Raw genomic sequence first — 21,951 nt, forward strand, 5'->3', positions numbered from 1 at the left:
CCGCCACTGCGCGTGCCCCTTCCGTGCCGCTCTCATAAGCGGCGATGACGGACTGCTTGAACGCTAAGCTGTACTTGGACATACAAAACCCCCGAAGGTCGGTGTCCAACTTTCGGGGGTCAGTTCATCGGTGCGGGCTTTTGTCGTTTCCGCTTTCGGAACAATCGGCGCGCGGGTCCGTTCAACTCTTGAACAGGATGAGAACGACGAGGTTTGACATGGCAAAACGTATCGAAGCCGAAGACGCAAAACAGGGCAGGCAAGGCTACCCCGTTCTCGCTATTTTGACGGTTTCGTTGGGTCTGGCGGCGCTGGTCTGGCTGGCTGTCGAGGTCTACGGGCAGCTCATCGCCAACGGCATGTAGCCCAAGACAATCGTTCCCTTGTTAATAGGCTATTGACAAGTCGCAGCACCTGTCATTCTATTGGCAATCCATTATAAGGTACTATATTCCATTATAATGGATATAGATAAAAACATTCGCTCGGACGAATAGGGGAACTAAAATGTCCAACCGGTTTTTCATCGCGGCTACCATTGCCGCGTTTTCCATGCTGCCCTCGATCAGCGCTTACGCCCAGGCAACCAAGAGCAGACTCGATGAAGTCCTCGCGCGCGGACATCTGGTTCTCGGAACCGGCAGCACCAATGCGCCATGGCACTTCAAGAGCGTTGACGACAAGCTTCAAGGCTTTGACGTCGACATGGGTCACATCATCGCCAAGGCGCTTTTCAACGATCCCGAAAAGATCGAATTCGTCAATCAGTCTTCAGATGCACGCATTCCGAACATCACCACGGACAAGGTCGATATCACTTGCCAGTTCATGACCGTCACCGGTGAACGGGCGCAACAGATCGCCTTCACCATCCCCTATTACCGGGAAGGCGTTGGCCTGATGCTGAAGGCCGACAGCAAACATGCGGACTATGCTGCGCTGAAGGCTGCAGGCTCTGCCGTAACGATCTCTGTTTTGCAGAATGTCTACGCCGAAAGCATGGTCCATGCGGCTCTGCCAGAGGCCAAGGTGGATCAGTATGAATCGGTCGATCTCATTTACCAGGCCCTGGAATCCGGCCGCGCTGACGCAGCGGCGACCGACCAATCGTCCCTCGCCTGGTACATGACGCAAAATCCGGGCCGCTACAAGGATGCCGGCTACGGCTGGAGCCCGCAGACCTATGCCTGCGGCGTCAAGCGCGGCGACCAGGATTGGTTGAACTTCGTTAATACGGCACTCCACGAAGCAATGACCGGCGTCGAGTTCGACTTCTATGCGAAATCGTTCAAGACCTGGTTCGGCAAGGATCTGACGCCACCGCAAATCGGCTTCCCGGTTGAATTCAAATAGGCCGAACATCCGCGGTTCCGGTTACGCCGGAGCCGCGAACCATGCTTTCGAACGGTGGGCGCTTCATGGGCTACACGCTGAATTTCGCTGCCGTCTGGCGCAGCTTTGACCTTTTGCTTGAGGGGCTGGCACTTAGTCTTGCCCTTGCATTTGGAGCTATTTTGATCGGTGCGGTGATCGGCCTCATTACCGCATTCTGTCTGATTTCGAAGAATGGCTTCATCAAGCGCCCAGCCGGAACCTACGTGACGATCATCCGCAACACGCCAATTCTGGTGCTGGTGCTCTTCACGTATTTCGCACTCCCGCAACTTGGTTTCCGGCTTGGCAAGATCGAAAGCTTTGTCTTCACGCTCGCCCTTTATTCCGGTGCTTACCTCGCCGAAGTCTTTCGCGCAGGGCTCTTGTCCATTCCTGGCGGCCTGCGCGAAGCGGGACTCGCCATCGGCCTCACCGAAATGCAGATACGCACATCGATCATTGCGCCGCTGATGTTCCGCAATGTTCTGCCATCGCTGAGCAGTACCATCATCTCCCTGTTCAAGGACACTTCGCTTGCCGCCGCGATTGCTGTGCCGGAACTCACGTTCGAGGCCCGCAAGATCAATGTCGAGACGTTCCGTGTCATCGAGACGTGGATCGTTGCGAGCTGCCTTTATGTGTTGACCTGTTCGATCCTCGCAGCGCTGATGCGTGAGGTCGAGCGCCGCCTTTCATTGCCGAGGTGACATGATGGATATTGCTCATTTTCTCGATATCCTCTGGCTTGCGCGAATACCGATCCTCAAGGGACTTGGCGTGACGATTTCCATCTCGCTTCTGGCGATCTGCTTCGGCACGATCCTCGGCGTATTTGTCGGCCTCGCCTTGACCTATGGTGTTCGGCCGCTGCGCTGGATCGTACGCGGCTATACGGATTTCATCCGTGGCACACCCGTGCTGGTACTCGTCCTCGCAAGTTATTATGTGCTCGGAACAATCGGGCTCGATCTTGGCCCGTTTCAGGCAGGCGTGCTGGCGCTCGCGGTATTCTGCAGCTCCCATGTTGGTGAGATTGTCCGGGGTGCGCTGCAATCCATCCCCAAGGGACAGACGGAAGCTGCAAAGGCAATCGGACTGACCTTTCCGCAGACCTTTGCCTATGTGCTAGGTCCGCAGGCCCTTCGCCAGATCCTGCCGGCCTGGGTCAATACGGCTGCCGAAATGGTCAAGGCATCGACATTGCTCTCCATCATCGGCGTTGCCGAACTGCTGCTGCGCACCCAGGAGATCATCTCGCGCGCATTCATGAGCCTCGAATTCTATCTGTTCGCCGGCTTGCTCTATTTCGTCATCAACTACGCCATCGAGCGTTTCGGCCGCTATGTCGAACGCAAGACCGCTGTTCCCTCGTAAGGCCGCCCTCCGATGTCAAACAATCTTCTCGAAATTCGTGATCTGCACAAAAGCTATGGTGATGTCGAGGTCCTGAAAGGTGTCAACTGCACCATGACGCAGGGCGACGTCATTAGCGTCATCGGATCGAGTGGATCCGGCAAGACGACCATGCTGCGCTGCATCAACATGCTGGAAGAGTTTCAGGGCGGCACGATCAGCATCGACGGCCAAGAGATCGGCTACGAAATGGTTGGCGGCCAGCGTCGCCGCAAGAGCGAAAAGGAGATCGCACGCCAGCGCGCACTCACGGGCATGGCCTTCCAGCAGTTCAATCTCTTTCCGCACATGACGGCTGCGCGCAACATCATGCTGGGCTTGATGAAAGTGAAGAAGCTGAGCAAGGAGGAAGCGCGCTCCATTGCTGAGAAATGGCTCGACCGTGTGGGTCTGCGGTCACGTGCTGACAATTTCCCCGGCCAGCTCTCCGGCGGCCAACAGCAACGTGTTGCCATCGCCAGGGCCATCGCCATGAACCCTAAACTGATGCTTTTCGACGAGGTGACCTCGGCCCTTGATCCGGAACTCGTCAACGAAGTGCTGCAGGTCATCAAGACGCTGGCGCAGGATGGCATGAGCATGCTGCTCGTTACCCACGAAATGCGTTTTGCCTATGAGGTCTCCAACCGCGTCATCTTCATGAATCAGGGACGCATCGGCGAGGAAGGCAATCCGCGGGAAATGTTCCATAAGCCAAAGAGCGAACGGCTTGCGGAATTCCTGAAGACTTCAAGCTTCGGCTGAATATCCGGCACCGAAAGCCAATCAGGCTTGCGGCCCCAGTCTTTCGACGAGCAAGCCGAGATCTTCCATGTCCCGGGACGTGCAGTCGACCAGCGGTGCGCGAACTGGTCCGGCGGAACGACCGACAATCGATGCGCCTGTTTTGACGATGCTCACCGCATAACCGGGAACGCGGTTGCGGATCGCTATGTAAGGCAGGAAGAAATCGTTCAACAATTTCGACGTGGTTTCACGATCGTTCTCGGTAACCGCCTTGAAAAAGGCGAGGGCGGTCCGTGGGATGAAGTTGAAGACAGCCGATGAATAGACATCTACGCCCATGGCCTTGTAGGCCTCCGCATAGACCTCTGCCGTCGGCAGCCCCCCGAGATAGGCAAAGCGATCGCCGAGACGTTGGCGGATTGAAACCATGTTCTCAATTTCGCCGACACCGTCCTTGAAGCCGATCAGGTTCGGGCATTTTTCAGCAAGACGCTCAAGTGCCTCGGCGTTCAGCTTGCACACGTTGCGGTTATAGACGATGACGCCAAGTCCGGTCGCTGCACATACCGCCTCTACGTGCCGGCAAATGCCTTCGACACTCGTTTCCGTCAGGTAATGCGGCAGGAGCAGCAATCCGGCAGCGCCGTTTTTCTCGGCGTTCCGCGCCATTTCCGCAGCTATCCGCGTGCCGTAGGCAGCGGCAGCAATGATTGGCACTTCCTTGCCGCAGGCAGATACCGCGGTGCGCACGACCTCCTCATGCTCTGCCGGCGTCAGCGAGAAGCCTTCACCTGTCCCCCCGCCAACGAAAAGCGCCGATGCTCCATAGGGTGCAAGCCACTCGAGACGTTTCGTGTAGGAACCCGGCACAAATTCACCGTTCACATCGAAATCGGTGATGGGAAAGGAAAGCAGTCCGGAGCTGATTGTTTGCTTGAGTGTCTGGGAATGCATGGGAGCCTCATCTGAAATCGAACGCGACAAGGACTACCATCATGTATGTCATCATACAACTAGAAAATGCATTTCCTTGCAATAATGGGTGCGGTAGAACTCAGGCTGATTTCTTGTCCGCATGAAGCGCGTTACTGCGCAGGCGGTCCCGGCTGCTGCCAAGGTGGAGACGCATGGCTGCACGGGCGCCTTCCACATCCTGGGCTTTGATGGCTTGATAGATCTGGTCGTGTTCGCGATTGATGCGAGCCAGATAATCGCGCTGCGGCAAGCCATTGAGCCTGTGGGTCTGCAATCGCGTCCGGGGAATCAGCAATTCTCCCAAATAGTTGAACATGCTTAGAAAATGGCGATTCTTGGTCGCTGATGCTATGGCGCGATGAAACTCGAGGTCGGCATGTACCGAACTCTCGTCCCGCTCTATCGCTTCATTCATCAGATCGAGCGCGGCCTTGATCCTGGCGAGGTCGTCTTCGTCGCGCCGCATCGCGGCCAGCGCCGCAGCTTCAAGCTCGATGCTAATCCGCAATTCCATAACGCCGATGATTTCCTCGACGAGTTCGAGGTTGTCTTCCTCAATCCGAAAGGGGGCAGCCGGAATGTCTTTGAGCACGAACGCGCCGATGCCCTGCTGCGTGTGGACGAGCCCCTTGGCCTTCAGATTGGCGATGGCTTCGCGCACGACAGTGCGACTCACATTGAACTCGCCGATCATTTCCTGCTCGGTCGGCAGCCGTTCGCCCCGCTTGTAATGACCGGAGGTTATCCGCTCGGCGACTGCCTTAACTAATTGACCCGTAAGCGTTTCCCGTTTCCCAAGACCGGACATCGATACCTTCTCTGCTCATACCCCGCCGCCTCGTCTGCTCCTCATTGAGGACGCCGACGACGTTTCATGAAAGTAAGATATCATATATTAACTGAATGGGAACTGCCGCGGGAAATTTCGTTGTGGAATCAACTGTTTTGGCCCAATCACAGCAGCTTTTACAAAAGTTGCACCAGCATTACCGCCGGCTGCAAAATTTTGACTTGCCCCTCGATCAAATCAATACTACGATGTCATACAACATAAGAAAACGCGGCTCATAGGGAGGAAAACTATGTCGCATTTACGCGCCTTACTGGCGGGAACGGCCGCCATCGTCGTTGCCATGACAATGAACGTTGCCGAGGCGAAGACGCCGCAGGACCAGTTGGTCATCGGCATGAACATGGTCAATTTGACCAGCCTCGACCCGCACAATGTCAATTCATATGAGTCCTATCACGTCATCGCCAATCTCTACGACACGCTGGTCCGCAACGATCCGCAAGCGCCGGGCAAGATTTTGCCCCTGCTGGCCAAGTCATGGAACATCTTGCCGGATGGCACGATTGAATTCACCCTGGACGATAAGGCCACCTTCCAGAGCGGACGGAAGATTACAGCAGGTGATGTCGCTTATTCCCTGCAGCGCGCGGTCAAGCTTGGCCTGCTCGCAAAGTCCTACTACGCCAACTGGGGCTATACCGCGGATAATGTGGATCAGAAGTTCCGTGCGAAGGACGACAAGACGTTTGTGATGGAAGTAGCGACGCCGGTTGCACCGTCGCTTAAGCTCGGCGCACTCACACGCGCCTATGGCGCCGTGCTCGACAAGGAAGTCGTCGCCAAGCACGAAAAAGACGGCGACATGGGACGCGGCTGGCTGGCATCCAATGCCGCAGGTTCAGGTCCGTTCACTTTGAACCGCTGGAACCCGAATGACATCGTCGTGCTCAACCGCTTCGACACGTACTGGGGCGGCGAGCCGAAGATGAAGCGGGTGCTCGTGCGTCACCTGCCGGAATCGCAGACGGAGCGGTTGCAGCTGGAAAAAGGCGATCTCGACGTTGGGTTCCAGCTCGTTTCCGCTGACATTGACGGCCTCGCCAGCAATCCGGATATCGTCATCGACCGGCTTGTCGGTTCAGGCTTCTACTACCTGATCATGAGCACGAAGGATCCAGAATTCGCCAAGCCGGAAGTGCGCAAGGCTCTTCGCTATTGCATCAACTACAAAGACATCAACGATGTCGTGATGAAGAACTACGGCAAGAGCGCAACGACGTTCGTGCCATCCGATATACCGGGCTACCTCCCGGACATCGGCAACAAGTATGACCCCGAGAAATGCAAGCAGGATTTGGCAGCTGCAGGGTACGGGAATGGCTTCAGCAAGCAGCTGCTCTCGCTCAACTCCACGCCCTATGCCGACCTTGCCACGGCCATCCAGGAGAATCTCGCGGTTGCCGGAGTCAAGGTGGAGATCCAGACCGGTAATGGCGATCAAACCTATGGGCCCATGCGCGACCGGAAGTTCCAGCTCGGCGTCGGGCGCACAGCGTCTTCGGCGCAGACCGATGCTGACGGCTGGATCCGTACCCATGCATATAACCCCGACAACACGGACGGCGCCAATCTCGCCAATCTGCAGGCATGGCGTGCATCGTTTGAGCTGCCGGAAGTCAACAAACTGGTCGACGAAGCTTCCGCTATCACCGACAATGAAGAAAAGCGTGTCGAACTCTACGAGCAGGCACTGAAGCTGTTCGAAGAAGCCGGCCCGCCCGTCATTCCGATTTCGCAGCGTGTCGATCCTTACGCCAAGAGCGCTCGGCTCAAGAATTATGTCGGCGATATTGGCTGGATGACCCGCTGGGATCAGGTCGAAAAGCAGGACTAGGAAGCAGAGTCAGGTCGCCAGCATATGGTCAATCAAGTTGAAGCGGCAGTCCGGACGCCGAGGCGGCGTCCGGGTCTGCGGAAATATCGCCGTTTCGGCGGCTCGCTGTTCAGTGTTGTCACGACACTTTTCCTGCTGGTGCTCCTCACATTCGTGATCGGACGGCTGATGCCGGTCGATCCTGTCATCGCCGTGGTCGGCCCTGACGCCGACCGCGCAACCTATCTCAAGGTCCGCCAGGAGCTTGGCCTTGACTTGCCGGTGCTCCAGCAGTTCTGGATTTTCTTCAAGAACCTGCTGCATGGTGATTTCGGCAGCACGCTGCTGACCGGACGGCCGGTCATGGATGATATCGCGCGGGTTCTGCCTGCAACGGTTGAACTTGCAACCGTGACCATCATTCTCGGCGCCGGGATAGGCATTCCGCTTGGCGTTTACGCGGCCGTCAATCGCGGACGCTTCGCCGATCATGCGGTGCGCCTTATCGCGTTGCTTGGCCATTCAACGCCGATTTTCTGGATCGGCATGGTCGGGCTGATGCTTTTCTACGCGAAACTAGGCTGGGTTGGCGGTTCCGGCCGCGTCGATCTGTTCTACGAGGACATCGTCCCGAATGTTACCGGCTTCCTGCTCATCGATGCGCTGCTTGCCGGGGACATGGACGTATTCTGGAGTGCCGTATCGCACATCATATTGCCGGCTTCGGTACTCGCCTACGCGTCGATTGCCTATATCAGCCGCATCACCCGCAGCTTCATGCTCGAACAGTTGAGCCAGGAATATGTGACGACGGCGCGCGCCAAGGGTGTGCCACGCCGCGGCGTCATCTGGCGTCACGCCTTCAAGAACATACGCGTTCAGCTCGTGACGGTCGTTGCGCTTTCCTATGGCGGCATGCTGGAGGGAGCGGTGCTGATCGAGACCGTTTTCGGATGGCCCGGCTTCGGCCAGTACCTCACCAATGCGCTTGTCATTGGCGATATGAATGTGGTCGTCGCGTGCACGCTGATCATCGGTTGCGTATTCATTGCCCTCAACGTGATCTCCGACCTGCTCTACAAGATATTTGATCCGAGGATTCAATGAGTACCGATAGTAAGGGCCTGACAGCCTGGCTGACAACGGAAGAGCCAAGCAGCGCCAGCCACGCGGCCTTTCAGAATGTCTGGCATGTCTGGACGCGGCTTGCTTCCAATCCACTTGGCATCGCCGGTCTGATCATCATCCTGCTTCTTGTTTTCATCGCCATTTTTGTACCCTGGCTGGCGCCTTACTCGCCGTTCGAGCAGAACCTGCGCGAGACGCTTGTCGCTCCAAACAGCCAGCATCTCCTTGGCACGGACGAGTTGGGCCGGGACATTCTCAGCCGCATCTTATGGGGGAGCCGTATCACACTTTCCATCGTCGCCATTGTCAGCGTCATCGTCGCGCCGATCGGTCTGATTGTCGGATGTCTCGCAGGTTACTATGGCGGCTGGCTCGACACGGTCCTCATGCGCATCACCGAGCTGTTCCTGTCATTTCCCAGCCTCATTCTGGCGCTCGCCTTTGTGGCGGCTCTCGGACCGAGCCTCAACAACGCGATCATTGCCATTGCGCTAACGCAATGGCCGCCCATTGCCCGCCTCGCACGGGCTGAATCCCTCAGCCTGCGCAACCGCGATCATATTTCCGCGGTCCGGCTAATGGGGGCATCTAACCTGCGGATCGTGCTCAGTCATATTGCTCCGCTTTGCGTGCCGTCGGTTATCGTGCGTATCACACTCAACATGGCCGGCATCATTCTAACGGCAGCCGGTCTTGGCTTCCTCGGTTTGGGTGCCCAGCCGCCAAGCCCGGAATGGGGTGCAATGGTCTCCACCGGCCGCCGCTTCATGCTTGACAGCTGGTGGGTCGGAACCATGCCCGGCCTCTCCATTCTGACCGTCAGTCTCGCCTTCAACCTGGTCGGTGATGCGCTGCGCGACGCACTCGACCCAAGGCAGGAGTAAGCGGCATGGACAACCCTCTGCTTTCCGTCCGTGATCTCAGGATCAGCTTCCATGGTGCCGCCGGCGTTTTCGACGCGGTTCGCGGCGTGTCCTTTGACCTTGGACGCGAGAAACTTGGTATCGTCGGCGAGTCCGGGTCCGGCAAGAGCATGACCGGCCGTGCCATCATGCGCCTGTCGCCTCCCGCTGCGATCGTCCGGGCCGAACACATCAGACTGGGTGATATCGATATCCTCCAGGCCTCGGAACGAACCATGGACGCCATTCGCGGGCGCCGTATTGGCCTGATCATGCAGGATCCAAAATACTCGCTCAACCCCGTCGTCACTGTGGGTGAGCAGATTGCAGAAGCCTACCGCATCCATGCACGCTCCTCGGTGTCGGATGCACGCCAGAGAGCGGTCGCCATGCTCGGCGCAGTCCAGATACGTGATCCCGAACGGGTCTACCGCATGTATCCGCACGAAATGTCCGGTGGCATGGGACAGCGCATCATGATTGCGATGATGCTGGTGTCAGAACCAGAAATCCTGATTGCGGACGAGGCGACCTCGGCACTGGATGTCACCGTCCGCCTGGAGATTCTCAATCTCCTCAATGACCTGGTTGAGAAGAGAGGGCTCGGCCTGATCTTCATTAGCCACGATCTCAATCTCGTGCGTCGCTTCTGCGATCGCGTCCTGATCATGTATCGCGGCCGCGTGGTCGAAACCCTGAAGGCAGGTGAACTTGACCAGGCGACGCATCCCTATACGCGGGGCCTGCTAGAAGCGATGCCGCGCATTCATGTGCCGCGCAAGCGACTGCCAGTCCTCAAGCGTGACGCAGCATGGTAAACGATAATATGACCAGTCAGACGCCTATCATCGAAATCCAAAACCTTGTCGTCACGTTCGGGGAAGGGGATGATGAGCGCCGCGCGGTCAGCGACGTCAGCTTCTCCGTCAACCGCGGCGAAACGTTCGGCCTCGTCGGCGAATCCGGCTCAGGCAAATCGACAGTCCTGCGGGCAATCACAGGACTCGTCTCCAACCAGGCCGACGTCATGCGCGTCGCCGGTGAAGATGTTCGCGCCAGGCGCGGCAAGGATTTCTACCGTAAAGTCCAGATGGTCTTTCAGGATCCCTATGAGGCGCTGCATCCGCGCCACACGATCTGGCGTCAGCTGATGGAACCTGCGCGCATCCTGCACATTCCTGATGCGGAAGCGCGGGGCCATGCGGCACTCGACTCAGTCGGATTGAGCCGGACACTGCTCTGGCGCTATCCTCACCAGCTTTCCGGTGGACAGAGACAACGCGTTGCCATCGCCCGCGCACTGATGTCGCAGCCCGATATTCTGCTTCTGGACGAACCAACATCGGCGCTGGATGTCTCGGTTCAGGCCGAAATTCTCAACCTTCTTTGCGATCTCCAGGATGAGAGCGGACTGACATATCTCATGGTCAGCCACGATCTCGGCGTCGTCGCCCACATGTGCAAGCGAACGGCTGTGATGCATGCTGGAATGATTGTCGAAACCCTCGACGTCGATGCGCTCATCAATGGTGGCGCAACAAAGAGCTACACGAAGAAACTGATCGCAGCCAGCGAAGCCTATGGCGAAGATCCGCGCGACATTGCTCAACCGCGAGCTTCCAGCAATTAACAGGAGTTGGACATGTTTCTAGGCACTCAATTTCGAGCGCGCGACGATGATGACTATCGCGTGATGGCACAGCTGGGGATCGAGCATGTCTGCGCCGATCCAACTGGTAACCCGCACGATTGGACGTCGGACATTCTTGAGAGGCACCGTGATCACTTGGCGGGATTCGGACTGTCGCTGGACATGATTCAGTTGCCGCTGAGCTCGCATGTCATCGAAAAGCAGTACAGCCCTGACATTCTGTCTGCAGGCCCTGAACGCGAACGGCAGATCGACTCGATTTGCCGCCTGATCGAACGCGCCGGCGCGGCCGGCATTCCTGCAGTGAAATACAACCTCAACATTATCGGTATCCCGCGCACGGAACTCGAGACGGGCAGGGGCGGATCACGCAACGATGCTTTTCGCTGGGACAAGGCTGATCACGAAGCGCCGCCGACAATCGCCGGGGTCGTCGGCGAGGAGGAAAACTGGGAGCGCATCGACCATTTTCTTGAACGCGTCGTGCCGGTCGCCGAGGCCAGCAAGGTGCGTCTAGCCTGCCACCCGCATGACCCTTATACGCCACCAGGCTATCGAGGCGTGACCCGTGTTCTCGGTACTGTTGAAGGGTTGAAGAAGTTCGTGATGATGCGTGAGAGCCCCTATCACGGTCTCAATTTCTGCCAAGGCACGGTCGGGGAGATGCTCGACAATCCAGCTGAAGAAATTTTCGACGTCATTCGCTGGTTCGGTGAGCGCGGCAAGTTGTTCAATGTGCATTTCCGCAACATTCGCGGCGGTAAACTATCGTTCATGGAGACCTTTCCCGAGGAAGGCGACATGGATATGTGGCGCTCGCTCAAGACCTATGCGGAGGTCGGGTACCGATACATGATCATGCCGGACCATGTGCCGCAAGTCTCCGGGCGTGATCCGCAGAATACGGCGTTCGCCTTCACCTACGGCTATATCGCGGCGCTGCTGCAGGTTCTGAACAGCGAGGCCCAATAGCAATGCCGGCGAAGCTGATCCGCGCCTACGATAATCGCAACGAAGCTATACTTGGCGGCGGCGCACCGGCCGAACTGATTTACTTCAACCTGGTGAAATTGGCCACCGGTGGCGTGCATACCTATCAGCTGGCCGAGTTCGAAACTGCGATCGTTCCGCTTTCGGGCAGCTGTGATGTCTCGGTCGATGGCGTGAAATTCGACGCGGTCGGCAGGCGCACCCATGTTTGGTCCGGTGCGGCAGATTCCGTCTATGCCGGACCCGACACAGAGGTCAAAATCATTGCACTGGGCGATTGCGAGATTGCCATTGCGGGAGGCCGCTGGGATGGGCGGATGGCGCCATTTCGCGTCACGCCCGATGAGGTTGACATGGTCGATGTGGGCTCAAACGAGACCAAATCGCGCCGGCGTATCTTCCATATTCTCGGCAACAGGCAGGCTGATCACGTCGGACGCCTGCTGGTGAGTGAACTTTACGCCGACGAAGGCTGCTGGTCAGGCTATCCACCGCACAAGCATGATACGGACCAACCGGGCGAGACAGCACATCAGGAGCTCTACCATTGGCGTTTCGATCCGCCGTCCGGTTTTGGCACGCAGCTCTGGTATGAAGACGGTAACGAACCGCAGGCATATGTGACGCGGCCTGGCGATACATTTGCATTCTCGACGGGCTACCATCCGACTGCGACATCGCCCGGCCATGCTTCCTATATCTTCACCATTCTGGTCGGCAAGACGCAGCGCTCACTTGTGCAGAACTTCGAGGAAGTTCATCGCCCGCTGATGGCAACAATTCCCGGCATCGATGCCATGCGGGCAAAATTTCGTTAGCTCCGCTTGCGCCAGGCATCGATCGACCAGGAACCTGGCCCGAACGCCACGATCGCCAGAAACCCGCCGGCCATGGCGATGTTCTTGTTGAAATTGATGACCTGTTCAAAATTGTCGAATTCCGTATGGAACAGGATGGCCGTCAGCAGACAAAACCCGGCAAGTGCAACTGCCGCATAACGTGTCATGAAGCCTGCAGCAATCAGGATTCCGCCGCCCAGTTCGGTTAGGATAACCAGGGGCAGCAACTTCGCAGAGACACCGTTGGTTTCCATATAATCGCCGGTCATCGCGTAGTTGCTGATCTTTCCCCAGCCTTCGATGACAAAGATATAGGCGAGAAACAGCCTCGCAAGCAGCGCGACCGGTGCCTGAAATCTTTCCATGCTCCCCTCCACGAAACGAACACTCTCGGCGGCTGCCAGTTTTCCGACTTCACAAGTCAAACACCAGATGCAATCAATTTATTCATTGTCTGAAATGAAAAAGCCACCCGAAGGTGGCTCGCGACTGGAGGAAGCATTGGGGCCGCCCCTTTCGGGACAGCCCCAACCATCATTACTGAGGAGCAGCAGTGGTCATTGTTGTTCCGAGGCTCTCGAACGTCGTATTGATGCTCGAACCGAGAGCGGTCGCGCCGGTGATGATGCCGACGGAGACGAGGGCTGCAATCAGGCCGTATTCGATGGCAGTTGCGCCGGACTCATCTTTCAGGAAGCGTGCAAAGAGTTTGTTCATGATCATGTATCCCTGTTTGGCTGGTCATTTGTTGACTTGGTTTCGTTGAACCGTCGTGAATTTAGATCGCCAGCGATTGCAGCCTGCTTAAGGAATATGGTTGACAGAACGTTACTGCAGTTTGTGCTTAATACCGTGTTAGTTTGATTGATTTCATTTGTATTAATTCTTTGCCACGCGGAGTATTGGCGCAAAACTTCGCGTCCGCAACGGGAGAATTCTAATGAAAATCAGAACGAGGGGAGGGCGTCTAAAGTCCGAGAAAGAACCGGATCGCATCGAACATCGCTAAGGATACCATCGATGCCACAAGCACGACGCCGAGGCCCCGTTCGAAATTGGCAAGTCGGTTGCTGGTCTGTACCAGTTTGCCATCCCAATAAAGGTTCCCGGTTTCCTCGTGAACGCCAAACAAGGCGCTCCCTTTAATCGATAGTTGTTTGACACCGCGCGGCCAGTGGGATGGCACAGGTTCGCGTGAAAACCGGCCATTTCTGGCCTCGGACAAATCAGTTTCTAGGCGCATTTCACTCTCCTCGAGGACCCGCAACTCAACAGGCTCTCGACGGCAAATCAAGGGGCGGCGAGGGATGATTACAAGTGTCGGTTAACGCTCTGCGAGTAACCGGACGGTGTCGATAAGAATTGCCAGAAAAACGCCTGACCCGGATACAATCACACCGCTCAGAAACAACCTGCTGGCCCTGTCGTAAACGGCCTTTTTCAGTGACTCGGTTTTCAACAGCAAGGCCAGCGATCGCAATTGAAGGACGATCCCTATCGAAATGAGAATGAGGGTTGGCAGATCCGTGAGTCTCCAGGGGATCGGGTTGCTTGCCCATTGTGTGAGGAAACCGAGAGAAAACGAAAGCACGACGCCGACGACGGTTATTGTGCCATTACGAAATACCGATTCTATGAGATGTTCGTCGTGATCTTTTATGTTCATTTTTGCACCCCTTGCCGAACGACAATCCGCTGGAAAACAATCAACTATGTCTGTCGGCGGAATACAAGGCTCGCAAAATGCCTTGCCATGTGTTGGTGCAGCCGCCAGGCGGAGGCTGCATCAACAACAAGGCACCTGCATTATTCGTCCCAGGCCTGAATGACCGTTTGTCTTGCGATCAATCCGTCCTTCAGGTCCACAACAGCAATGCAGAATACCTTCGTTCCATCCGGATAGGTGCAATCCTGGGTGAAGGCGAGACGCTCCCCCTCAGCTATGCTGGTGTCGACCTTGTGGGTCATGGTCCGGCTGCAAATGTCGTCCCAGAATGTTGCAATTGCCGCTCTGCCCTTGATTTCCCGCGGCTTGCTGGGCGGATTGTTGCGGTCCATCACGCGCAGGACCGCGTCACTGGCGTAAAGGCCGGCGAGTTTTCGGCCGTCGCGGCCTTCGATTGCAGTCTTCAGAGAAGCGCCAATGCTCTCCATCGTTTGTACGGACATTCCTGCCTCCATCGAATTCTCGTTGTCGATCTCGTTATTTCTTCGCAGCGGCTGCATGCTTCATCAACGCGTCAGTTTCATCCTTGAAGGTGGCAAGGTCGACCTGCATTCCATTCAGCATTGTACTCCAGTGGCGTACGATCGAAGACATGGCGACAGCCTCGCGAACTTGTTCGTCCGTTGCGCCATTGGCCTTGGAAGCCGCGGTATGAAAATAGATGCAATACTGGCACGGGATCTGTGATGCGACTGCCAGCCCGATCAACTCCTTCGTCTTGCCGTCAAGCTGCGTCTCCGGATTGAGCTGAACCGACTTGATTTCGGCCCAGGCTCCTGCGACTGCCGTTTCCGGCAAGATCTTGAACATGGTAGGAACGGAGCCAAGGGTCTTCTCGATATCCTTGTATGCAGCCTGGGCTGCAGCATCCTCGGCTGAAACCGGCGTTGTCATGGACAGCGCACATATACCGGCCGTGATGATCAATACGGTCTTCGGCAAGCTGATCTTGAACATTTTCTCCTCCCTTTTTCATTGAAAGCGCGGCAATCTTGCAGCTTCTCAGTGCCGAGGATAGTCGCTTCGGCGGTCTTCGGCTTCACCTGAAAGAACCAGCCTCACAATGGCTCCAAAGAACCAGTTGCTAGGCCTTGGCGTGACGGGCGCTGAAAGCGGCAGCAGCGGTCCGCGTCGGCAAATCCAGCTTGAGCAGCATATTGGCGACATGGCGCTTCACCGTGTGCTCGCTTAGATCGAGCCGCGACGCTATGGCGGCATTGCTCATGCCATCGGCGACCAAATGCAGGACTTCTCGCTCCCTCACTGTCAACGCGGCCAGCGACGGCTCGGCCTTGTGGTGCCTGACCGGTTCAAGATGCTGCTCGGCGGCAACCGAAAGAAGACGCACCGGAGCATCAAACCCATCGATGTCGACAGTGCAACTCTCAACGAAGCGCAGGCCCGATCCCTTCGCCAATTCGGCAACAACGCTGGACACAAGCACAGATCCTGACTGGGCAGCCGCTGCAACACGCTCGGCCACGTGGATGGCAAATCCGCTAGCGAGGTCGCCCGACGCCTCGATCTCGCCTGCATGAACACCCTGGGCGAGACGCAGCGATGATGTCTCGGCAAGGTCTCGCAGCGCCAACGCACATTGTGCCGCCCGTGCGGCACCGTCGAACCGGATAGTGATTCTCTCCAGGTCCCAGTTTAGGACGTGCCCGCCGTGCAGGACCAACAGATTGGTTGCAAGATCACGGAAATTCGCCAGCTGTTCGCGCCGCTGCTGATCATTGATCCCGTCAGGCAATTGTCTCGCGCCGAGGACCCGCACGATAAGCAACGCGACAAGGACACGGCCGCCGCTCGGGACGCGCCGCTCTCCGGTCAGGAATTCCTCGACCGTATCTGCCATACGATCGATATCACCCATCCAGATCGGATGGTCGTTGCCGGGAAGACCGGTAAAGGTTGCGCCAGGAATATTGGCTGCCAGAAAGCGTCCGCCATCCGGGTTCACATGAACATCGCCCATCCTGTGGACGACCATCGTTGGCACCTGGACTTTCGACAATCTATCGCGAATGTCGATGCTGGCGCTCATTCGTGCCAGCGCCATTGCCGATGAAGGGCTCGCCGAAAGCCTTTCAAGCCGTCCCCACCAGGCACTGAAACGTTGATCATCGGCACGGCTTGCCGAGAACCGCTGCAGTGTCATACCACGCCCCCAGTCTGTATCAATTTTTTGCAGGAACTCCGCAAGAAACTGCCCCTGCATGACTGAGCCGTAAAAATGAGCATAGCCACCATAAAGCGCCAATGCCCGCGTGCGTTGCGGATGGGTCGTTGAAAAAAGCAGCGAAACGGCTACGCCGTCAGCTTCGCCGAGCAAGGCAGTTCTACCACTGCCCGCAGCATTCAATACAGCAAGCAGATCGTCGACCTGGGCTGCAAGGCTTGGCGAACCATACGGATTAAACCGGTCGCTCAGGCCGGTTCCACGTTTGTCAAACAGGATAAGCCTTGAGAAAGCAGAAAGGCGTTTGACCAGGTGTGCGAAGCCTGGGTCCTCCCAAAGAATTTCAAGATTGGACACAAATCCCGGTACGAATACCAGGTCGAGCGACCCTTGGCCGATAACCTGATAGGCAATGCGAACGTCGCCATTTCGCGCATATCTGGTGTCGACCGTTCTCACGTGAGACCACCCAGTCTGGGCCAAGCCGGAATGTCTGGTGACGCGCTACCAGCCGCAGCTTTGATATCCAGATCGCCGGTTTGGTTGAGGTTCATGCCCTGGCGATAATTTCAATCGGCGCGATCACGCCGTTCTCGAGCGCGTCAAACACGTTCCCCAGCCGCGTTTTTGCTGAGGGACCCATTACAACGTGCGGGCCAAGGGGTGAAGGTCCGCTTGTCTCAGCTTTTTCGCGCATTTCGCGCACGAGCGTTCGTACAAGCTCACGGCGTGAGCATTCGTGCTCGATTTCAAACCCACCAGCCACCAGCAGCCGCCGGTAGTTTTCGGGTGGTTCAACGAAACTTGTGGCGATGGTGTCGGCCCACGGCATGGGGTAGCCAAGCGCCGCATCCTGCATGCGCATGACGTCGTAAACGCCAAATCGCGCACCCGGCTTCAGCACCCTATGTACTTCGGCAAACAAGGTTTTCTTGTCCTCAATGTTCATTCCTACGTGGATCATGCTCGCTGCATCGAAACTCCGGTCCTCGAAGGGAAGGGCCAAGGCACTCGCCTGGTGGAATTCCGCTCGATCGTCAAGGCCGCAGCGACTCGTCAAAGCCTCTGCAACTTCAACAAATTCATCGGTCAGATCAACACCGGTGACGCGACACTCATATGTCTCGGCAAAGTAGCGAGCGGGACCGCCAATGCCGGAACCAACATCGAGCAGGTGCATATGCGGCTCAAGCCCGATATCCTTGCCGAGCTCGACAGTCGCAGTACGCCAACCGAGATGAAGCTCATCCAGCGCCGAAATATCGGAGGCAACAAGAGTGTCAATATCCTTGCCGCTCGCGGTCAGCGCTTCAAGAATTGTCCGCTCAAGCGTTCCGTGCGTGTAATGTCTTGCGACCTCTTCTTCGGTGGTCATGGCCGCTCCAATCCGAAACTGAGACGTATGTTGGTAACCGGTCTCAGTATACGCTTTCCTCTTTGGAAACGATATATGCAGCCAGACCGGGAACACGGGTTCGACCGACCAGAATCGCAGTAGACGAACGTACAGTTGAACGTGCAGGCAAACAGTTTATCGTAGATTCCGGCTAGTCAGCCAGAGCAGGCCGGGCCAACGTAATTTCGGCATACGTCCGAACTGTAAGGGAGTAAATGATGGTGTCTCAAGACCCGAAAGCGAGTTTGCGTAACGCTGCGCTGCATTTCCATGAACACCCGAAGCCGGGCAAGCTTGAGATTACGCCGAGCAAGCCGTTGGCCAATGCGCGCGACCTCGCATTGGCTTATTCACCTGGGGTTGCGGCGCCATGCGAGGAAATCGCCGCTGATCCGGAGAAGGCCTACTCCTATACTTCCAAGGGCAATCTTGTGGCGGTCATTTCCAACGGCACCGCAGTACTCGGTCTCGGCAATATCGGGGCGCTGGCTAGCAAGCCGGTCATGGAAGGCAAGGCGGTTCTCTTCAAGAAATTCGCCGGGATCGACAGCATCGACATCGAGGTGAACGAGACCGACCCGAAGAAATTCATCGAGATCGTTGCACCGCTTGAGCCGAGTTTCGGTGGCATCAATCTGGAGGACATCAAGGCTCCCGATTGCTTCGACATTGAAGAGAACCTGCGAGCTCGCATGAACATCCCCGTGTTCCACGACGACCAGCACGGCACGGCGATCATCGTCGCTGCAGCCGTCCTCAATGCCATGAAGCTCGTTGGCAAAAATATCGCCGAAGTGAAGATCTGCACATCGGGCGCAGGTGCAGCAGCGATAGCCTGCATGAACATGCTGGAGACAGTCGGGGCGAGACGGGAGAATATCTATCTTGCTGACCGGCAAGGCCTCGTCACCAAGAAGCGGGCAAACTCCGTGGACCGCTGGCGTGGCGCGTTCGCCCAGGACACGGATGCAACCGAACTGGCCGATGTCATGGCGGGCGCTGACATCTATGTTGGCCTGTCATCGGCGGGCGCTCTGAAACCGGAAATGATCCGGGAGATGGCGCGTGATCCGTTGATCCTGGCGCTATCCAATCCCATACCGGAAATCATGCCGGAACTGGCGATCGCCGAGCGGCCCGACGCGATGATCTGTACCGGGAGATCCGATTATCCGAACCAGGTCAACAACGTCCTGTGTTTTCCATTCATCTTCCGCGGCGCGCTCGACGCTGGCGCGACGACGATCAATGATGACATGAAGCGGGCGGCGGCCTACGCCATTGCGCAACTGGCGCACGAGCCTGTTCTGGAATCCCTGGGCAGTGACGCCTCTGCCACATTCGGCAGCGGCTATCTCATTCCTTCGCCATTCGACCAGCGTTTGATCCTGCGCATTGCCCCAGCGGTTGCACAAGCTGCAATGGACAGCGGGGTGTCGCGTCGTCCAATCCAGGACATGCGCGCCTACCAGGACAGCCTGAAACGCTTCGTCTTCCGTTCCGGACTGGTCATGAAACCAATGATCGAGCGCGCCCAAGGTCAGGGGAAGCGCATTGCGTTTGCGGATGGTGAGGATGAGCGTGTCCTGCGCGCCACGCAGGTGATCCTGGAAGAACGCATTGGCCGGCCGGTTCTTATTGGCCGGCCGTCCGTCATCGAGCATCGGATCGAGCGCTTCGGCCTCACTATCAGGCCGGAGCGCGATTTCGAGATCATCAATCCGGAGGACGATCCGCGTTATCGCGATTATGTAAGCCTCTTTCATGACCTCGTCGGGCGCAAGGGTGTCACGCTCGACACGGCCCGCACGATCGTACGCACCAATACGACTGTGATCGGCGCTTTGGCTGTCCATCGCGGAGAGGCCGATGCTCTGATATGCGGCTTGCAGGGCAGCTTCATCAAGCATGCCCGCGATATCCGGTCAATCATCGGCCTCGCCGATGACTCAGCGCAACTGTCTGCACTGTCGATGCTCATCATGTCAAAAGGCGTGTTCTTCCTTGCCGACACCTATATGAACATCGACCCGACCGCCGAGGAGATTGTCCAGATTGCACTGCAGGCCCGCGACCACCTCAAGCGGTTCAACATCGAGGCCAGGGCGGCATTGTTGAGCTACTCGAATTTCGGCTCGCGCGAAGGCGCTTCATCGGAGAAAATGCGCGAAGTCTATACCAGGCTGAAGCGGGTCGCGCCCGATTTGCTCGTCGAAGGCGAGATGCAGGGCGATCTTGCCATCAACGGCGAGTTGCGCGAGCGCTATGTTGCCCAGTCGGCATTCCAGGGCGAAGCAAACCTGTTGATCTTCCCGTCGCTGGAAGCTTCGAACGTTTCGATGACATTGCTTGCGGAGCTCAACAATGCCCTTGCGGTAGGGCCGATTCTGATGGGGACGAAGCGCCCGGCACACATCCTGGCCCCGTCGGTAACAAGCCGGGGCATCGTCAACATGTCGGCGATTGCGGCGGCCGAAGCCCTGGAGGTTTGACAGCACGGCTTATCGAGCGCCGGTTGTCACGACTTGACGTGAAGTCGAACTGCCCTAGGCTAGGGGCGGACGATCGTCTGGACTTCGGGAGGAGACCATGGGGACGCTTGAGAACGGCGTGCACGCCGAACAAATCCAGTCTGCCCTGACCGGGGACGCTGCCGCGCAATCTGCTCTGGTGGCATCCTGGGGACGGTCGATGCGCCTTTATGGCCTGGATCCCGAAGAGGGCACCAAGCCCGACGTCCTGACCGAACAGGAATTGAAAGAAGCCCGCGAACGGCTCGGCTCGCTGATCCACACCGCGCAGGCAAGCCTCGACCGGCTCTATTCAGCGGTCGGCGGCGCCGGCTGCTGTGTGCTGCTGGCTGACAAGGACGGTGTGCCGGTCGACCGCCGCGGCTATGAGGGCGACGATGCGACATTCTACAAGATTGGTCTTTGGACGGGAGCGGTGTGGAGCGAGCAGCGGGAAGGTACCAATGGCATCGGTACTGCACTCGCCGAACAGCGAGCGCTGACGATCCACCGGGATCAGCATTTCCGCAGCAAAAACACGGCGCTTTCGTGCACCGTGGCTCCCATTTTTGACCATCGCGGCCGACTGATGGCGGCGATCGATGTGTCATCGGCCCGCAGGGATTTGACCGAAGATTTCGTTCGATTGATTTCTTTTGCTGTCGTCGATGCTGCACGGCGGGTGGAAGCCGAACATTTCAGGCTGGCGTTTCCGAAGGCGCGCATCGTACTGGCGAATGGAGCGGGCGAACCAATGGGCGAAAAGGCAATGAGTGCGTTGATCGCCGTGGATGATGATGATCTCGTGGTCGGCGCTTCCCGCTCTGCTCGCCAGCTCCTTGGTCTGACAGACGAGTTGCTGAGCAGACCGCTGCCGGCCACCGATCTCCTCGGCCAGCACAGCAATGCCGAACTTGACTATGCCAATGCTGAACGTGGCGCCATCCAACGCGCTTTGGCGCGCACTGGCGGCAATGTCTCCGCTGCCGCTGAACATTTACGCATCAGCCGCGCTACCTTGCATCGCAAGCTGAAACGGTTTGGCCTTTCCTGACTTCTTGCCACCATTTCATACGCCGGACTGTCGCAATACTGCGACAGATCGCAATGGAACCTGTCCCGACCGGGCTGACATGAAGGCTGCGGGGCGCAATCCTTCCTTCGATACCGCGGGAGGCGGTGTTTTCAGCGCAAACGTGCTCTGCTCCGGCGATACGGCGGGGCGGGCGTTCCAAGGGAGGAAATCGATGAACAAGGTAGAATTCAACCGCACAGTCAAACCCAATTTCAAGAAGCGTTACGGCAATTTCATCAACGGACAGTTCGTTGAGCCGAAATCCGGACGGTACTTCGACAACACGTCGCCGGTAAACGGTCAGGTGCTTTGCGAAATCGCCAGATCCGATGCAACCGATGTCGAGGCTGCACTGGATGCAGCACATGCCGCCAAGGAAGCCTGGGGTCGCACAAGCC

Annotated in this window: 25 protein-coding genes; 15 read left to right on the forward strand and 10 right to left on the reverse strand. The window is 57.3% G+C overall.

Annotated elements, in window-relative coordinates:
• Positions 1 to 218: 218 nt before the first annotated feature.
• The 5 genes from CU102_RS30030 to CU102_RS27300 all read left to right on the forward strand — a co-directional run bounded on the left by CU102_RS30030 (position 219) and on the right by CU102_RS27300 (position 3,531).
• A complete protein-coding gene (locus CU102_RS30030; protein WP_166648606.1) occupies positions 219 to 365 on the forward strand; it encodes a hypothetical protein in 147 nt (48 codons plus the stop codon).
• A 187-nt stretch (positions 366 to 552) separates the two neighbouring features.
• On the forward strand, positions 553 to 1,353 hold the full coding sequence (locus CU102_RS27285) for a transporter substrate-binding protein (protein ID WP_245425609.1): 801 nt from the start codon (positions 553 to 555) through the stop codon (positions 1,351 to 1,353).
• A 65-nt stretch (positions 1,354 to 1,418) separates the two neighbouring features.
• Positions 1,419 to 2,081 carry an amino acid ABC transporter permease gene (locus CU102_RS27290; RefSeq protein ID WP_106714208.1) on the forward strand — a complete coding sequence of 221 codons (663 nt, stop codon included), beginning with the start codon at positions 1,419 to 1,421 and terminating at the stop codon, positions 2,079 to 2,081.
• Between the two features lies 1 nt (position 2,082).
• Positions 2,083 to 2,748, forward strand: a complete 666-nt coding sequence (locus tag CU102_RS27295; RefSeq protein ID WP_425351612.1) for an amino acid ABC transporter permease — start codon at positions 2,083 to 2,085, stop codon at positions 2,746 to 2,748.
• 12 nt (positions 2,749 to 2,760) lie between these two features.
• A complete protein-coding gene (locus CU102_RS27300) occupies positions 2,761 to 3,531 on the forward strand; it encodes an amino acid ABC transporter ATP-binding protein (protein WP_106714193.1) in 771 nt (256 codons plus the stop codon).
• A gap of 21 nt (positions 3,532 to 3,552) precedes the next feature.
• Here CU102_RS27300 and kdgD read toward each other — a convergent pair whose 3' ends face one another.
• Together kdgD and CU102_RS27310 are read right to left on the reverse strand one after the other, a co-directional pair.
• Positions 3,553 to 4,467, reverse strand: a complete 915-nt coding sequence (kdgD, locus tag CU102_RS27305; protein WP_106714194.1) for a 5-dehydro-4-deoxyglucarate dehydratase — start codon at positions 4,465 to 4,467, stop codon at positions 3,553 to 3,555.
• A gap of 100 nt (positions 4,468 to 4,567) precedes the next feature.
• Entirely contained in the window at positions 4,568 to 5,296 is a 729-nt protein-coding gene (locus CU102_RS27310; protein ID WP_106714195.1) for a FadR/GntR family transcriptional regulator, read from the reverse strand.
• 274 nt (positions 5,297 to 5,570) lie between these two features.
• Here CU102_RS27310 and CU102_RS27315 point away from each other — a divergent pair, with 274 nt between their 5' ends.
• Genes CU102_RS27315 through CU102_RS27345 form a run of 7 tightly spaced genes read left to right on the forward strand, consistent with a single transcriptional unit; the run spans position 5,571 to position 12,643 of the window.
• Positions 5,571 to 7,175: an ABC transporter substrate-binding protein gene (locus CU102_RS27315; protein ID WP_106714196.1), complete on the forward strand. Its 1,605-nt coding sequence runs from the start codon at positions 5,571 to 5,573 to the stop codon at positions 7,173 to 7,175.
• Between the two features lie 24 nt (positions 7,176 to 7,199).
• Entirely contained in the window at positions 7,200 to 8,261 is a 1,062-nt protein-coding gene (locus CU102_RS27320) for an ABC transporter permease (RefSeq protein WP_166648607.1), read from the forward strand.
• The gene (locus CU102_RS27325) at positions 8,258 to 9,166 is read left to right on the forward strand and encodes an ABC transporter permease (RefSeq protein ID WP_106714197.1); all 909 of its coding nucleotides are present in this window, start codon (positions 8,258 to 8,260) and stop codon (positions 9,164 to 9,166) included. Before CU102_RS27320 ends, CU102_RS27325 begins: the two co-directional genes overlap by 4 nt.
• Before the next feature lie 5 nt (positions 9,167 to 9,171).
• Positions 9,172 to 10,002: an ABC transporter ATP-binding protein gene (locus tag CU102_RS27330; RefSeq protein WP_106714198.1), complete on the forward strand. Its 831-nt coding sequence runs from the start codon at positions 9,172 to 9,174 to the stop codon at positions 10,000 to 10,002.
• A gap of 8 nt (positions 10,003 to 10,010) precedes the next feature.
• Positions 10,011 to 10,814 (forward strand): ABC transporter ATP-binding protein, encoded by an 804-nt coding sequence (locus CU102_RS27335; protein WP_106714211.1) that lies wholly within the window; start codon positions 10,011 to 10,013, stop codon positions 10,812 to 10,814.
• A 12-nt stretch (positions 10,815 to 10,826) separates the two neighbouring features.
• A complete protein-coding gene (locus CU102_RS27340) occupies positions 10,827 to 11,807 on the forward strand; it encodes a mannonate dehydratase (protein WP_106714199.1) in 981 nt (326 codons plus the stop codon).
• A 2-nt stretch (positions 11,808 to 11,809) separates the two neighbouring features.
• Positions 11,810 to 12,643 carry a 5-deoxy-glucuronate isomerase gene (locus CU102_RS27345; RefSeq protein WP_106714200.1) on the forward strand — a complete coding sequence of 278 codons (834 nt, stop codon included), beginning with the start codon at positions 11,810 to 11,812 and terminating at the stop codon, positions 12,641 to 12,643.
• Here CU102_RS27345 and CU102_RS27350 read toward each other — a convergent pair.
• From CU102_RS27350 to CU102_RS27385, 8 genes are all read right to left on the reverse strand, one after another.
• Positions 12,640 to 13,029, reverse strand: a complete 390-nt coding sequence (locus CU102_RS27350) for a DoxX family protein (RefSeq protein ID WP_106714201.1) — start codon at positions 13,027 to 13,029, stop codon at positions 12,640 to 12,642. The genes CU102_RS27345 and CU102_RS27350 overlap by 4 nt on opposite strands.
• Before the next feature lie 172 nt (positions 13,030 to 13,201).
• Entirely contained in the window at positions 13,202 to 13,381 is a 180-nt protein-coding gene (locus CU102_RS27355) for a Flp family type IVb pilin (protein WP_106714212.1), read from the reverse strand.
• A gap of 250 nt (positions 13,382 to 13,631) precedes the next feature.
• Positions 13,632 to 13,907: a hypothetical protein gene (locus CU102_RS27360; RefSeq protein WP_106714202.1), complete on the reverse strand. Its 276-nt coding sequence runs from the start codon at positions 13,905 to 13,907 to the stop codon at positions 13,632 to 13,634.
• Between the two features lie 81 nt (positions 13,908 to 13,988).
• The gene (locus tag CU102_RS27365) at positions 13,989 to 14,330 is read right to left on the reverse strand and encodes a hypothetical protein (protein WP_106714203.1); all 342 of its coding nucleotides are present in this window, start codon (positions 14,328 to 14,330) and stop codon (positions 13,989 to 13,991) included.
• A gap of 140 nt (positions 14,331 to 14,470) precedes the next feature.
• Positions 14,471 to 14,833, reverse strand: a complete 363-nt coding sequence (locus CU102_RS27370) for a nuclear transport factor 2 family protein (protein ID WP_208113909.1) — start codon at positions 14,831 to 14,833, stop codon at positions 14,471 to 14,473.
• Between the two features lie 34 nt (positions 14,834 to 14,867).
• Positions 14,868 to 15,347 (reverse strand): carboxymuconolactone decarboxylase family protein, encoded by a 480-nt coding sequence (locus tag CU102_RS27375; RefSeq protein ID WP_106714204.1) that lies wholly within the window; start codon positions 15,345 to 15,347, stop codon positions 14,868 to 14,870.
• A 127-nt stretch (positions 15,348 to 15,474) separates the two neighbouring features.
• The gene (locus CU102_RS27380) at positions 15,475 to 17,031 is read right to left on the reverse strand and encodes a LuxR C-terminal-related transcriptional regulator (protein ID WP_106714205.1); all 1,557 of its coding nucleotides are present in this window, start codon (positions 17,029 to 17,031) and stop codon (positions 15,475 to 15,477) included.
• A 91-nt stretch (positions 17,032 to 17,122) separates the two neighbouring features.
• The gene (locus tag CU102_RS27385) at positions 17,123 to 17,947 is read right to left on the reverse strand and encodes a class I SAM-dependent methyltransferase (RefSeq protein ID WP_106714206.1); all 825 of its coding nucleotides are present in this window, start codon (positions 17,945 to 17,947) and stop codon (positions 17,123 to 17,125) included.
• A gap of 236 nt (positions 17,948 to 18,183) precedes the next feature.
• Here CU102_RS27385 and CU102_RS27390 point away from each other — a divergent pair, with 236 nt between their 5' ends.
• The 3 genes from CU102_RS27390 to CU102_RS27400 all read left to right on the forward strand — a co-directional run.
• Positions 18,184 to 20,460 (forward strand): NADP-dependent malic enzyme, encoded by a 2,277-nt coding sequence (locus tag CU102_RS27390; protein WP_425351613.1) that lies wholly within the window; start codon positions 18,184 to 18,186, stop codon positions 20,458 to 20,460.
• A gap of 97 nt (positions 20,461 to 20,557) precedes the next feature.
• Complete coding sequence (locus tag CU102_RS27395; protein WP_106714207.1) at positions 20,558 to 21,532, forward strand: GAF domain-containing protein; 975 nt, start codon at positions 20,558 to 20,560, stop codon at positions 21,530 to 21,532.
• A 193-nt stretch (positions 21,533 to 21,725) separates the two neighbouring features.
• Positions 21,726 to 21,951: aldehyde dehydrogenase family protein (locus tag CU102_RS27400; protein WP_146146461.1), on the forward strand; the 226-nt coding region annotated here is incomplete at its 3' end.

The sequence above is a fragment of the Phyllobacterium brassicacearum genome (assembly GCF_003010955.1).
GTDB classification, from domain to species: domain Bacteria; phylum Pseudomonadota; class Alphaproteobacteria; order Rhizobiales; family Rhizobiaceae; genus Phyllobacterium; species Phyllobacterium brassicacearum.